We start from the raw sequence: 13,965 nt of genomic DNA on the forward strand, positions 1-13,965 counted from the left end.
CTTTGGCTAGCTGCTTTTTTGTATATAGTGTAATCGATTGTTTATTTTACTGCTTTTTTGATGTTTTATATACAGATTATATAGCCTTACAAAGCTCTGTAAGTGTTTTGTAATATTTACGAGAGACTTTTTTAACAGTTATGAGAGAGAAATGAAAGATTTGTTATATATGATGAAATTAATCTTACTAGTAGGTGTTCTAACTCATCTAGAAATCAAGGAGGAAAAATAACAATGAAAAAATTGAAGCCAGCACTTAGTGTATTAGGTAGCGTATCGATGGCACTGACTTTAGCATCTCCTGCTTTAGCAGATGTAAAACAGCCGGATCCAGGAAGTACAGTTGAAATTTTCAAAGAGAATGCAAATGCAAAAAAAGAAGATAAGAATTTCACGCTCGGGTCTGATGGAGAAATAGGTTCGCTCATTACACAAAATATTGAAATGGCAAACAACGATTGGGACAAAGATGGCATTTCTAACGACTTAGAGATTAATGGATATAAAATTGAATTCAATTCACAAACTGGGAAAAATGAAGCGAAAGCATGGGATCCCGAGAAGGATAAAGGGAAACCAAAATTTATATCCAATCCTATGAATGCAAATACGGATGGTGATCCTTTTACTGATATGTATGAGGTTGAGAATTATAACAATGATTCTGATACTAATTTCAATCCGATAGTTGCAAATATGCCAAATTTACAAATTGGTGTCAAACGAATTGAAGTAATTCCTATTGCAAGCATTACGGATAATAATGGTGGATCAGTTAGCAGAGGATGGGAAAAAAGCGTATCTACACAACATTCATTTAATGTAGGTCTAAGTGGTTCAGGTGGTGTAGAAGGCTCAGCAGCCGGTCCTGTTCCTTCCGGAAGTATTTCAGCAAACGTGGGATATGGATATTCAAAAACAACTACTGAAACGGAGAGCTATACAAATAATTTTGATTGGTCTACCGCAACAACTGTGGATACAGCGAACGCAGCAAAATTACGGGTACATCTGGAATATAAGAATGTAGGCACAGCATCCGCTGAAAATGTTTCGCCTCATTTTAATATTCGTTTAGGAAACAAAATTATTAATACTGTAAAGGCCACACAAGATCGTTATAAGGCAAACTATTTAAGTACAGAAAAAGGTGGACGGAATAAAACAGAAGTAGTAATTGACAGTTTAGAGGGACAAGCAGATGCGAATATTGTCTTATCATTGGATGAATTGAAAGCTGTTGAACAAGGGGAAATTCTTTCGATTGAAGTTTTACCTACAAGTACAATGGATTTATCCATCGAAAAAGGTGAAGAAGTTATGCATTTGGGGGATTCAGGGAGATATGAATCTAGAGTAAATGCAGCTACAGAACAATTAGAAACAGATATGGGGAATATACCAAAGTTTAGGATATATACTCCTAAAGACAAATCTCTTGCTGATAAGCCAGCCTTATCCTATAACGAAGTTTTTCAACATATTAATATAGATACGAATAAAGTAAAGCATATTGTAAACAAGGCTAAAAGTAATAATCAAGTATCAGTGGTTTCAGATAATAATGGAACTGATGCATTGAACGCATTAAAAGCGGGACAGGGGGATCGCAGTTATTTACATAAAGACTCTGTACACGGCGCTTTTGCAAAACTACAACAACCAACATTAGTAGAGGGTAGTTATGATCCTGTTACACAAAAGATTCGGGCATCAATCTTACCTGGTTTATTTGGTGTGAGCAAAGAAATTCCTACTACTTATAGCAAGAAATGGAATGCTCCTTCACAAACAGTAACACTAGTTAAACGTGAGAATGGATATACATATGAATCTAGAGAAAATATACACCCCATTAAATCTGAAATTGCAGCGCACAGAAAAGTTACATTTGAAATTAATGACGCACACAATCTAACGCCTACACAAAAGATTGATGCAGAGATTAAAGCTAATAAAGAATTCGAAGATTATGTAGTAGATAATTCAGGTGAATTTGTTACAGAAGGAGTACCTTATACTGTAGCTTCATATGGAAATACAACTTATTGGGGAAGTCATCACGCCGGGAATAAATGGGAGTATCTTTGGGCTGAGAAATCTAGCGATGAAAAAGTGAATGTAATTATTGAAAGAGTAGGTCAACCTAAACCTGGAAAACCAATTAAAAAGGATGAAGAGGTATTAATTAAATTCCAAAGTCCTATTTATTCAGATTATGCATATTTAAAACTTCAAGATAGTTATATCCATTTAGATCAAAAACAGAACGCAAGTACTTTTAAATTTAATCATGCATATCCAAAGAACTTTACTGGACACCATAAGCAATGGAACATACTATCTAATGGTAACAAGTTAAAGGTGGGATATTTAATCGATTATATGAAATATGGTAATGGAGAGAATGGAACTGATACTATAGCATGGAACCTATCAAGAGCTCAGTAATAGGTAACAGTTCTGTTGCTAAGTTTGAAAAAAGAACCGGTAATGAACTGAATCCGAAAAGTTAGATACAAAAAATTTAGGCTACTAATAGGGAATGAGTTCGATATTGAATCGGACTCATTCCTTTTAATTTATATGATTTAGATACTACTATTTTAAATGCTTATCTAGTCATATAAGTAATCAAATGTTAAGATTACTATCTGAATTACATAAACATTATTCTGAATTTTCGTTCGTTTAGAGACCGAAATCTGGAATTCTGATTTATTGATGCGATCAGTTTTTACATCTTTACCTATAAAGATATATTTATAGAATTACAGAAAAAAAGAAATTTTTTTGTTATTGGTGAAAAAAAGAGAGGATAGTATATGAAGAAAAGAATTTTAATCGTAGAAGATGAAACAAATATTCGAGAAGTATGCAAACGGTATTTAGAAAGAGAAGAATATGAAGTATATACCGCTGTAAATGGCAAAGAAGGTTGGGATTTATTTCTTACGCATCAACCAGATTTAATTATATTAGATTTGATGATGCCGAAAAAAGATGGATGGGAATTATGCGAGGAAATTCGTCAAGAATCAAATGTCCCTATTATTATGTTAACTGCTAAGGGAGAAGAAAGGGATCGGATTTTAGGCTTAACAATGGGGGCAGATGATTATTTAACAAAGCCATTTTCCCCTCGTGAATTAGTATTAAGAGTCCAAATTATACTAAGAAGGGGAAGCCAGGTACCGATACAAGCGAAAGAATCTCTATTGGAAGTGATAGAATTTCCGGATTTAAAAATATATCCAAAGACAAGATATGTACTTGTTTGTGATAAGGAAGTGGAGTTAACGGTGAAAGAGTTTGAGGTACTTTATCTCATGGCAAAGCATCCAAAACAAGTATTTTCTCGCTCGCAGCTTCTTGAACTAATTTGGGATTTTGGACATGAAGGGGCATCAAATACAGTTACAGTGCTAGTGAGTCGTTTACGAGAAAAGCTCGAGAAGCATACAATAAAGAATCGTTGGATTCATACGGTTTGGGGTATAGGATATCGCTTTGAGCCAAATAGGGGAAATGAAGCGTGAGGTTACGTATTCAATTGTTACTGATGAATTTATTAAGTACCAGTATTATGGTAATTGCTATATGGTATAGTGAGACGAAAATGTTACTTGAACCGGAACAAACGCGGTTATTAACAGTAATCGCATTTGTGGCATTTATTATTTCAACGTTTATTTATTGGTTAATGACACGTCCTATCATGAGATCCATACAAAATTTAATAAAATTGACGAAACAATTTAGTGATAGACACTTTGAAACGATGTATATAATTGGGCAAGAACCACGGGAGTTTAAAGAATTAGCAACAGCCTTTCAACAAATGGCAAAAAAATTAGAAGAAGGGTTTACTAAGTTAGAGGAACAGGAAAAATCCCGTAAGGAGCTAATTACCAATATCTCACATGACTTACGAACACCTATGGCTAGCATGCAATTGATGATAGAAGCATTACAAGATAACCTGATTGAAGACCCTGAAATGAAAAAGCAATACTTAGCGACGATTTTAAAAGAAATAGAAAGATTAAGTGGATTAATTAACGACTTATTTGATCTTTCAAAGTTAGAGTTTGAGCAAGTAGATTTTCACCCAAGTTTCACACATTTAGATAAAGTTCTATTAGATGTATTAGAGTCACATTCTGTCTTATTAGGAGACAAACAAATCCATGTGCAATTGGATGTTCCAGATACATTACCTCGACTTTTGATTATGCCTTGTAAAATAGAAAGGGTCATAGGTAATTTATTACATAATGCAATTCGATATTCTCCTGTCTCTGGAACAATTGAATTGACTGTAGAGGAAAATAAAAAAACTCAACAGGTCCAATTCACTTTGCGTGATGAAGGAATGGGAATTTCTCCAAATGATCAATCACGCGTATTTGAACGTTTTTTTAGAACAGATCGATCAAGAAGTTCGCAATCTGGAGGATCCGGACTTGGATTAGCTATTGCAAAATCATTGATTGAAATGCACAAAGGGGAAATTGGTGTGAGGAATCGCGCAGACGGTAAGCAGGGAAGTGAATTTTGGTTTACTCTTCCCATCACATCAGAAAAAAATAAAACGGCTGAAAGACTTTTGTAACATTTACGTTAGAAAAATGAAAGACCTTCTTGTTAACATACTACACAGTATGTTACAGGAGGTTTTTTACTTTATGAAAAGAAAATATGTATGGTTTATAGGTGGTTTGATAATTGTATTGGGGATTTTATGGTCATTGTTCCGACCAGAGAAATTATTTATTGATAAGCACGTCAATGAAGCATTGCCACAAACAGAGGTACAGTCAACTGAAGTAAAGAAACAAAGTGATCGAGTAATAAGTGAAGGGCAGTTTCAAAACGGTGTCCATGAAACAACTGGAACGGTAAAAATTTATCAATTAGCAGATGGAAAACGTATTTTAAGACTTTCTAATTTTGCAACATCTAATGGGCCGGATGTGCGAGTTGTATTAGTTCCTACGAATCGTTTGAAAAATAATGAAGACGTGAAAAATTATCAGTATATTGAACTGGGAAAATTAAAGGGAAATAAAGGAGACCAAAACTACGAAATTCCTGAAGGGGTAGATGTAAGTGTATATGGTTCAGTTTCTATTTGGTGTAAGAGATTTAATGAAAATTTTGGTGCTGTTTATCTTAAAAAATAAATATGAACATAATAGTGAGTTCGTGTAACACAAGTATAATTCTATAGAGAAAGAAGGTAATTAATATAGATAAGAAGATTTTTCGTACCAATTCCATTATGCGGAATTGGTATTTTTATTGCTCATTATTTCCAGTTTGTTACCTTACAACTGTGATTATGGAATTTCTTTTCTAAACGGACCTCCAGAACTGTTTATAAACAGTTCTGGAGGTCCGTTTCAAATTAACTTTCTTATCATAATATGAACTTATTCATCAATATACACTGGGGAGTTGAAGAATATGGTTTTTTTAATTAAATCATATACGACGGCCGAATGATCACTATTCACAAGGTGCATTGAAAGATAGGAATGAAAAGCTGGATTTTTTGCTATCAAATTGGTATCAGTGAATTACCTATATGCGGTGCCATTCTGACATTGGCACTTATCCAAAAATGGGGAGAATTAGGGGCTTCACTATTTTGGCTTCCATGGGGAATTGCATTTGGGCTAGCGACTATCGCTTACTATCAAAGAAGGCGAGGACAGTGTAAATATTGTAGAAGGTTTTAGCATTATTACTTTTTAATAAAAGGAGTTGTTCATTCGCGATGTCAAATACTGAGAAAAAAAGCGAAACCGGAATTCATACTTTTAGATGGTTATCATTATGGCCCAAATGGATTGGGTATACGGCGGTTGTTTGGTCGTTGATGTATTTGATATTAGGTCAGTATTGGGCCTTGGGAGGAAAGGGTTTTCCATTTGGAATCGGAGATCCACAATCTGAATACTCAATGCTAGCTGGTCTGAGGCCTGAAACTGGTGCACCTATAATGGTTGGATTTGGATTAATGGGAGTCATTGTAGCTGTCATGATGATTCGTGGCTGGGGCAAGGGACTTTTACGAATAGTATTACTTATGTTTGTATATATGTTAATAGCAATTCTATTATTTGCAGTTATTGACTACCGTGTCTTGGCGTCAGCAGCATATGGATTTATTTTTTTGATTGGAGCGCCATTTGATTTTCCACATGGAGTGAAATTTTTTGAAAAGATGATGTACTGGACGATTGTAAATCAGTATATAAGTATGCTAGGCGCATTTCTATGGAGTGCGACTGCTTTAGTCTATCAACGTCAAACGCGAGATGCTTGTCCTTATTGTGGCCGAAATAGTAATCTCTCTAAATGGGCATCACAATCCTCAGCAGCATCTTGGGGGAAATTGTGCACTTACATTGCCATTATAATTCCTATCTGTTATTCCATAACAAGATGGTGTTGGGTGATAGGCATTCCACTGGGAACTACCAAAGAATTACTTGATTCCTTTGAACGTGATTCACCCGGAATTTGGTTAATGGGCGCGTCTTTGGCTACCGTAGCGCTCGGAGGGGCAATTCTTACGCTGGGTCTTATTCAGCCTTGGGGAGAAATTTTTCCACGTTGGTTTCCATTTATTGCTGGCAGGCGTGTACCTCTTTCATTAGCGATTATTCCTGCTTCACTGGTTTCCATTATGGTTACTTCAGCAGGTTTGATGTACATCCGGGGGTTTATTAATAAAGGGGGCCTAGATCATAGGGGATGGGCATGGGAAGGTCCAGAGTTATTATGGCCAATTTGGGGAGTGGCTCTGTTTGGTGCCACGATTGCTTACTATTATCGGAGGCGTGGTACGTGTAAATATTGCAAACAGGTTATAAAGTGAAACTTTAATCAGTACGGGAGCTTACGGATTGCGAATAGCAGGATAAATAATGTGTTACAGGAAAACAAAACTCTTTTATAACTTATTTTTGAAGGAGCAGATACTCTTTTCTTTTTATCGACTCGTGAAGAAGTATGAAAATCAGAATTTATAATTTAAAATTCAGCTTAAAGCAATTGCAATAAGCACTTTGAATAGTAATTTTTAGTAAATAAAAAAGAGAAGAACTCACCAATGTCCTTCTCTCTTTTTATATGTAATTAGGGTTTCCATAACTATAGATATGGATAGAGTAAATTAATGGATGAATAATTTACTCTTAAAATTATAACAGACGCAATAAAGATTTTTATATGTAATATTGCATAAGGAGGGTTAATCTTTAAACTACAATAATTTATGTCAATAAAAAGGAGCCACTGGTGAAATGATGAGTAACGCCTTTTCATATGGCAAGTTTGTTTCATAGTTAATCCTTATATTTTATACCATTCGCCAATCGTGTAAGGTTAAGGGAGATGACAGAAGAAAGGAAGATCTACAAATGAGCATAGTAAAAAATGGAACATTGCAAGTACCTGGAGCAAACATCTATTATGAGGTACGAGGTGCAGGTCCGCTCCTTCTTTTAATCCATGGTGGAGGTGGTGATGCTGATAAGTTTCATAATGTCGCCAATTATCTTGCTGACCGGTATACTGTTGTTACTTACGATCGACGTGGACATTCTCGTAGTAATCTAGCTAATCGAACTGAGGATTATCAAGTAGAGACACACAGTGATGATGCTCACCGCCTACTAGCTAAACTGACCGATGAACCAGCGTACGTATTTGGAAGTAGCTCTGGTGCTGTCATCGGACTCGATTTATGCATACGACATCCGGGACAGATTCGGATGATTATCCCACACGAACCGGTTTTATTGCAACTTTTATATGACAATGAGCTTGTACAGGCAAAACAATTCTTGGAATATCTTAAGGAGAATCATCGAAATGAGGTTGTAAAGTTACTATCAATTTCAGAAGTGGATACTAATAATTGTGGCCACTCGAAGGATGGGAGAACAGAACGTCTTTTAAGTAATTCGACGTACTTTGTTGAGCATGAAATTCCGGGGATAGCAAACTATTCGCTAGCTATTGATGCATTGAAGGCTAGATTAAAACTTTCACCCATGCAAGTGCTTCCAGCTGGCGGAAGTGCATCACGAGAATTTTTTGCTTACCGGTGCTCGGTTGTACTAACAGAACTATTAGGAACAAAGTTTTTGGAGTTTCCTGGGCATCATGGGGCCTACAATTCAGAGCTTCATCAAGATTTTGCTGAAAAACTATACAATATTTTGAAGGCTTAAAATACTTAATATGAATGTCTTAAATAATATCATTTGGTGTGGATTTCCCTTCTTGGAGTAAACATCACGGCAAAGAGATTACCGTTGGACTAAACTTAAGAGACGAAGCTATTCGTCTCTTAAACGTAGGAAATACGGAGAGAGTCTAATGAAATAGAGTTCAATAAGATTCTGTACTTAGTAATCTCCCACTTTAAGGCATGTCATTGGGGAAGTGTGGGTAGTTCAATCGATTCTGAATAAAGATAGTATCAGTTGTAATTTTTTTACGTTTAAGAACAATCCCAGCATGTCCACATGTATAAATATATCGTGTAGGTCTTTCCCAGGATTCCCACAAGTAGTCCGTATCCTCAGAATGCACATATAGATCATGCTTACCTGAAATTAATAAAATATTTTCTTTTTTTACTTTTGGTAATACTTGACTCGGTTCAGTGATTTTCCAATAATCTATTAAATCATCATAAGTTACACCATGGTGTTTCAAGTCTTCTCTAATAAACTTACCTGGATTTGTCTTCCAAATTGAATGAGAAAGCCGATTAGCGTAGAAAATGGATGCTAATACATCAATCTCTGGTTCAAAAAGAGCTGTTAGGTTAGTAAGAACCCCACCTAAACTGATTCCTATTAGAATTAGGGGACCATTTTTATTTGCTTTAATCCATTTGATCAAAGTTCGTAAATCAGCTACCGCTTGTCTAGTTGCTTGTACAGTACGTTCAATATTGGCGCTTACCATGTACTCTCCACTGAAAAGGGATTGTTTGGGTTCTCTTTCAAAATGATAGGGTAGAGTGAAATAATACATATTCCATCTCAAGCTGGTCATATGGTTGTGAAATATTTTTTTTACATGTTCGTTAGAATTCATTCGCCAACCATGAACAAAGATGACATGAGGTTTATCTTCATTTTTATGTAAGTATACTTCTCCAGTTACAGAGTCATTGCGTGAATCACCAGATTGAACCGAGCTTGCATATTTGAATTGTCCAACCAAGTATTCATTTTCCTGTTGTGAATGCTTAACGTCAAAACGAATGTCAGATGGTTTTACTTTATAAAAGGAATCTATGTCCTTTACATCTAGTGAAGTGTTAGAAAGAGAAGCATACTGAAACTCTACACTTCTTTTTTATGCAAATCATACAAAGCGTATCGATCAATGGGTTTTGAAAAAATCAAATTGGCCTCCTCCAAAATACATTTGGTTTAGAACATGGACAAAATTCATGTTTTATTTATGCTGTAAATTAATTGTAAAATATTAAAAGGATTATTCATTATGAATAATTTAAATGAATTTCTAGAAGAAAACCAATGTATAAAATATTCTCTTTTCCTAATATTAGGGGCTTGAATTATAAAAATAGGTGATAAATTTGGATATTATAAAGCTAACAATACAATAAAATTAAGATCACTTGTAAAAAATGTTAAATTTATAATTACACATAAAAAAAGAATTCCTTAAGATTCTGGAATTCTTTTTCTTGTTTAAAGTTTGCTCACACAAATGATCTGCACATCAATTCATCTTTGATATACAGATCATTTGTATGAAAAGTTATTCCTAATAATTGGGTAATAATGAACTTACATTACTGCTTTTAAAAGTTCTACTACGAATGGTAGAAATCCACTTACAAATTTTAAAATTGCCATTGCGATTTCCATGTTATTTCCTCTTCTACTTATGTGTTAAGATGTGATGCAGTTTTATGTTTTTTATTAGTGTGAGCGATTACATTGTTATCGATACATTTCTATATGCAATATTGCATCTTAAAACCATCCTTTATACTGTTATAATGATAGAGATAAATTCTACAGCATTTTTCGAAATACTAAACAACAAATGAACACGAAATTTCTCGTAAATAACAAAGGAAGAGGATTATAAAAATTCTCTTCCTTTGTTATTTGTTTATAGATTTAGTGATATAGGAGATATGTCCGGATTATATTTCAACTACATAATTCTTCCGATCACCCAGATAAAAGGAATCAAAAATACTACCACATTTAATATTATCCCGATTTTCGCTCCAATATTTTTATCTACTCGATAAGAAAAAATAGCTAGGATAAATCCAATTGGACAAAGAAATACTGGTAAAAGTATAGAGACTCCAAAAAATTCAGTTAAAATAATTTTGTATGCAACATTAACAATGGACAAAATCAATAAAACCGGTATTAAAATCGATATAATTGTACCTATTCTATTTTTTTTAATCATAATATCCTCTTTTTGGGTTAAATAAAATATATTGCTCGGTAGATTATAAAGGAAAATACACTGTCATTAAGCTAGTGTTTTTTCCTTGTTGATAAGAATCTTATAAAGAATAAATTATTGCTGGTAAGATAAATATAAATAATACATAGTTATATATTTTTGCTGTGCCATTCATTATTTTCACTACATTACTTCATAATCCAATTGTACAAAGACTGAATATTACCATTGTGGATCCTTTAAAATTAATTGATTATCATTAATATGTAAATTATTTTCGTATCAAGGGGTACACCTTTTGAAATGGTGTGATTTCTATGAAAAACAATGTGTCAAAAAGTTTGAGATAACATATTGAAGTAGGAATACCGCCATATGCCCATCAACCTAGCAAAAGAGCTTGCCCAAAAATGATATAAACGAACTTTGTTATTATAAAAGACATAAAACAGTAAACACGTACTTCATATTTATTTTTGTTGTGGACGATAAAAAGCATCTACCAATTGATTATACTCGCTTCTTGTAATTTCTTTATTATACAGTTTAATTAATAACTCCTTATGCGCTTTCGAAAAGGCTATTTTATCAATAAATTTTGGATACATACAATCATTTTCTCCCCGTCGGATAAATTATTCTGTTGAATTTCGTCTATTTCCCCTAAATATTTTTAAAAATAAACCTACAATGTTTTATGAAATATTACATATCGAAATGATTGGATATTTTATAAGCGCTTACTATTATGAAAATGACAACAACCCTTTATTTCTCCTATGAGGAGGGGGAAGCAAAAATATAAAACCATCATATTTAAAGTTTAATCTACATTAATCGACATGGAAAGACTTTTTTAGACGGAATATTACATAATTTCATGTAATAGTACATATCCAAATAAAGTGAAAATGTATTTAAGGTACCATTATATTACAATAAGGACTTTGAAACTATTTTACTGAAATGAGCATGGTGAACTTTAAAGTATTAATAAAGATGAAGACGTTGACTTTGTTTTCGATAGAAAAGTTAAGCGCCTATAACGGGTGCCTTTTTATTGTATATAAATTACAGAATAAATAGTAATGTGAATAAGATAGACAATTGGGTTAAAAAAGTGTATATATCTCTTGGGTGATTAATTCAATTCAAGGGGAACACAGTCCGATGCGAAAAAAAGATTTAATACGACAATGGAAAGCGGATTTACAGGAGATTGCTAAAGAAAAGGAGAGAGAGAAAAGAAAAAAGAAACGTAAGAAATACTATATTCCTGGTAGCTCATTTCACTTCATGACTAGCAAGGATACTTATCACAAGAAGAATGGGGTTTGGAAACAAAAAAGCAAGTAAATGTGAGTGTAAATTAGTATCGATTAAATTTACTATTACTATTTTAGGCGCTGCCGTGATCGGCTTAGCGTCTTATTTGTTGTTAAGAGAAGAGAAATAAAATAGTTAAAAGAGAGAGCCTTCCTTTGTAATGAGGAATGCTTTTTTTATTTTGTCTAAAATCAACAAAAAAATAATCTAAAAAGATATATATTTATTGATAATGGTAAGTAATTATTCACATTATATAATAATTACTTACTACATTATTAACTTGGTTATCTTACAAAAATGTAAGTTTTTTTTAATTGACACTCGTATATATAAGTAACTATGCTAGTTACACGATGTTGGTGAATATATCGAATAGTCTCTTACTATAAGTGTATGTCTGTGGATTTTTTTTCGAAATAATAGTTTAAATTAATTAAATATTATTTATATGTAATATATCGATGATAAAAAACCTAATCTATTCTTTAAACTAGGTCGTATTACTTATAAGTTTAGCTATAAATGATATATTTACCAACGTGTAATAATTTTTTAGAGGTGTTAAATTTTGAAATACAAATTAATTGCTACAGGAATTCTTGCTGGAAGTCTACTATCCTATTCATCTAGTGCATTTGCAAATACTCACAGATTCCCAGATGTTCCTGCATGGGCTGACAAATCCGTTAATTATTTAGTTGATAAAAAAGTATTAAGTGGTTATCCAGATGGAACTTTTGGTTCAAGCGATACATTAGATAGAGCTTCTGCAGCAACAATTATGACAAAAGCTCTAGGTATACAAGTTGATACAAATGCAAAACCTTCTTTTAAAGATTCTCAAAATCATTGGGCAACCCCTTATATTGCTGCTGCTGAAAAAGCAGGGATAGTTAAAGGTGAAGGAAATGGAGTATTCAATCCTTCTGGAAAAGTTACTCGTGCTGCTATGGCTACCATGCTAGTGAATGCATATAAACTACAAAATATAAACACTAGCAATAGGCAAAGTGAATTTGAAGATTTAAAAGGACATTGGGGTGAAAAGTTCGCAAATACTTTAATTGATTTAAAAATTTCAATTGGGACAGATAACGGTTGGCAACCAAATAGATTCATAACACGCGCTGAGGCCGCACAACTAACCGCAAAAACAGATATGCTTCAATATAGTCCAAATAACCCTTTAGAAAATAAAACGATTATTATTGATCCTGGACATGGTGGTGCAGATCCTGGAAAGCCTACAAAGGGATTGCCTGAAAGTAAAATCGTATTAGACACTTCCTTACGCCTACAACAATTGCTCGAAAAACATTCACCATTTACAGTTTTACTAACTCGTGAGTCTGATACTAGACCAGGGCATGATCAAAAAAGTTCTTTACAGGAACGTGTTAAATTTGCTAAGCAAAATCAGGGTGATATCTTTATCAGCATTCATGCAAATGCTTTTAATGGTAATGCAAAAGGGACAGAAACATACTACTATAAATCTTCTGAATCCGAAAAAACAAATCCTCATGTGGAAGAAAGTCATGTTTTAGCGGAAAAAATTCAAAAACGTTTAGTGGATGCTCTTCAAACACGTGATAGGGACGTTAAACATGGAGATCTTCACGTTATAAGAGAAAACGATATGCCAGCTGTGTTAACAGAGCTTGCTTTTATAGATAATGGTATCGATTACAGTAAACTATCTACGGCAAACGGCAGACAGATTGCAGCAGAAGCTATTTATGAAGGGATTTTAGATTATTATGAATGGAAAGGAAATAATGTATCTGAATATAGGTTGTAATTAGTAAAAGAAAATTTAGTAACTCTAGGAATAAGCAATTTATTTAAGAATACTATTGTGAGAACTACTCCACAATTAGCAGAAACTTTAAATGGGGATAAATGATTTCACTAGCCATTTATGTTTACCAAGTTAACAGGAGAAAACCACTAAAATGATATTTGTACATTGAACTTGTATATGCTAATTACTTCGCTTAGTTTTCGCACCCTATTTTCTTTTTGCTTGTTATCTAAAATGGTTTTTTAGTTTTATAGTGTATACTAGCGCCGACTTATTAAGGATTATAAATAAGTCGGTGTTTTAGTTAGCATCCTTAATGAATACTATAGAAAGTT

11 protein-coding genes and 1 pseudogene are annotated in these 13,965 nt (G+C 33.5%); 9 read left to right on the plus strand and 3 right to left on the minus strand.

Annotated elements, in window-relative coordinates; all coding sequences use genetic code 11:
• The first annotated feature begins 234 nt into the window (after positions 1-234).
• From ACP6L7_RS32660 to ACP6L7_RS32690, 7 genes are all read left to right on the plus strand, one after another.
• Positions 235-2,451 carry a binary toxin-like calcium binding domain-containing protein gene (locus ACP6L7_RS32660; RefSeq protein ID WP_098791558.1) on the plus strand — a complete coding sequence of 739 codons (2,217 nt, stop codon included), beginning with the start codon at positions 235-237 and terminating at the stop codon, positions 2,449-2,451.
• A 374-nt stretch (positions 2,452-2,825) separates the two neighbouring features.
• Entirely contained in the window at positions 2,826-3,539 is a 714-nt protein-coding gene (locus ACP6L7_RS32665; protein WP_097833422.1) for a response regulator transcription factor, read from the plus strand.
• Positions 3,536-4,615: a sensor histidine kinase gene (locus ACP6L7_RS32670; protein WP_097833423.1), complete on the plus strand. Its 1,080-nt coding sequence runs from the start codon at positions 3,536-3,538 to the stop codon at positions 4,613-4,615. Before ACP6L7_RS32665 ends, ACP6L7_RS32670 begins: the two co-directional genes overlap by 4 nt.
• Positions 4,616-4,688: 73 nt before the next feature.
• Positions 4,689-5,186, plus strand: a complete 498-nt coding sequence (locus ACP6L7_RS32675) for a DM13 domain-containing protein (protein ID WP_097833424.1) — start codon at positions 4,689-4,691, stop codon at positions 5,184-5,186.
• A gap of 354 nt (positions 5,187-5,540) precedes the next feature.
• Positions 5,541-5,744: a hypothetical protein gene (locus ACP6L7_RS32680; protein WP_097833425.1), complete on the plus strand. Its 204-nt coding sequence runs from the start codon at positions 5,541-5,543 to the stop codon at positions 5,742-5,744.
• A gap of 38 nt (positions 5,745-5,782) precedes the next feature.
• A complete protein-coding gene (locus ACP6L7_RS32685) occupies positions 5,783-6,889 on the plus strand; it encodes a hypothetical protein (RefSeq protein ID WP_098791560.1) in 1,107 nt (368 codons plus the stop codon).
• Between the two features lie 544 nt (positions 6,890-7,433).
• Positions 7,434-8,249 carry an alpha/beta fold hydrolase gene (locus ACP6L7_RS32690; protein ID WP_097833426.1) on the plus strand — a complete coding sequence of 272 codons (816 nt, stop codon included), beginning with the start codon at positions 7,434-7,436 and terminating at the stop codon, positions 8,247-8,249.
• Between the two features lie 193 nt (positions 8,250-8,442).
• On the opposite strand, the pseudogene ACP6L7_RS32695 reads toward ACP6L7_RS32690, so the two are convergent.
• The 3 genes and pseudogenes from ACP6L7_RS32695 to ACP6L7_RS32705 form a co-directional block, all read right to left on the minus strand.
• Positions 8,443-9,440 (minus strand): annotated as a pseudogene (locus ACP6L7_RS32695) (alpha/beta hydrolase).
• Positions 9,441-10,227: 787 nt separating this feature from the next.
• Positions 10,228-10,497, minus strand: coding sequence for a hypothetical protein (locus ACP6L7_RS32700; RefSeq protein WP_097833330.1), 270 nt, complete (start codon positions 10,495-10,497; stop codon positions 10,228-10,230).
• A gap of 470 nt (positions 10,498-10,967) precedes the next feature.
• Complete coding sequence (locus tag ACP6L7_RS32705) at positions 10,968-11,105, minus strand: hypothetical protein (RefSeq protein WP_170961062.1); 138 nt, start codon at positions 11,103-11,105, stop codon at positions 10,968-10,970.
• Positions 11,106-11,667: 562 nt separating this feature from the next.
• Here ACP6L7_RS32705 and ACP6L7_RS32710 point away from each other — a divergent pair.
• The gene (locus ACP6L7_RS32710) at positions 11,668-11,853 is read left to right on the plus strand and encodes a hypothetical protein (protein WP_097833331.1); all 186 of its coding nucleotides are present in this window, start codon (positions 11,668-11,670) and stop codon (positions 11,851-11,853) included.
• 541 nt (positions 11,854-12,394) lie between these two features.
• A complete protein-coding gene (locus tag ACP6L7_RS32715; RefSeq protein WP_098362010.1) occupies positions 12,395-13,627 on the plus strand; it encodes an N-acetylmuramoyl-L-alanine amidase in 1,233 nt (410 codons plus the stop codon).
• Positions 13,628-13,965 lie beyond the last annotated feature (338 nt).

Origin of the sequence: Bacillus silvicola, from assembly GCF_050524305.1 — a bacterium.
Classification (GTDB): Bacteria; Bacillota; Bacilli; order Bacillales; family Bacillaceae_G; genus Bacillus_A; species Bacillus_A cereus_AT.

Bases quoted from the DNA above. Each gene is read 5' to 3' on its own strand.
- ACP6L7_RS32690 (WP_097833426.1), top strand. From the start codon at position 7,434: ATGAGCATAGTAAAAAATGGAACATTGCAAGTACCTGGAGCAAACATC.
- ACP6L7_RS32660 (WP_098791558.1), top strand. From the start codon at position 235: ATGAAAAAATTGAAGCCAGCACTTAGTGTATTAGGTAGCGTATCGATG.
- ACP6L7_RS32675 (WP_097833424.1), top strand. From the start codon at position 4,689: ATGAAAAGAAAATATGTATGGTTTATAGGTGGTTTGATAATTGTATTG.
- ACP6L7_RS32710 (WP_097833331.1), top strand. From the start codon at position 11,668: ATGCGAAAAAAAGATTTAATACGACAATGGAAAGCGGATTTACAGGAG.
- ACP6L7_RS32685 (WP_098791560.1), top strand. From the start codon at position 5,783: ATGTCAAATACTGAGAAAAAAAGCGAAACCGGAATTCATACTTTTAGA.
- ACP6L7_RS32665 (WP_097833422.1), top strand. From the start codon at position 2,826: ATGAAGAAAAGAATTTTAATCGTAGAAGATGAAACAAATATTCGAGAA.
- ACP6L7_RS32680 (WP_097833425.1), top strand. From the start codon at position 5,541: ATGAAAAGCTGGATTTTTTGCTATCAAATTGGTATCAGTGAATTACCT.
- ACP6L7_RS32700 (WP_097833330.1), bottom strand. From the start codon at position 10,497: ATGATTAAAAAAAATAGAATAGGTACAATTATATCGATTTTAATACCG.
- ACP6L7_RS32705 (WP_170961062.1), bottom strand. From the start codon at position 11,105: ATGTATCCAAAATTTATTGATAAAATAGCCTTTTCGAAAGCGCATAAG.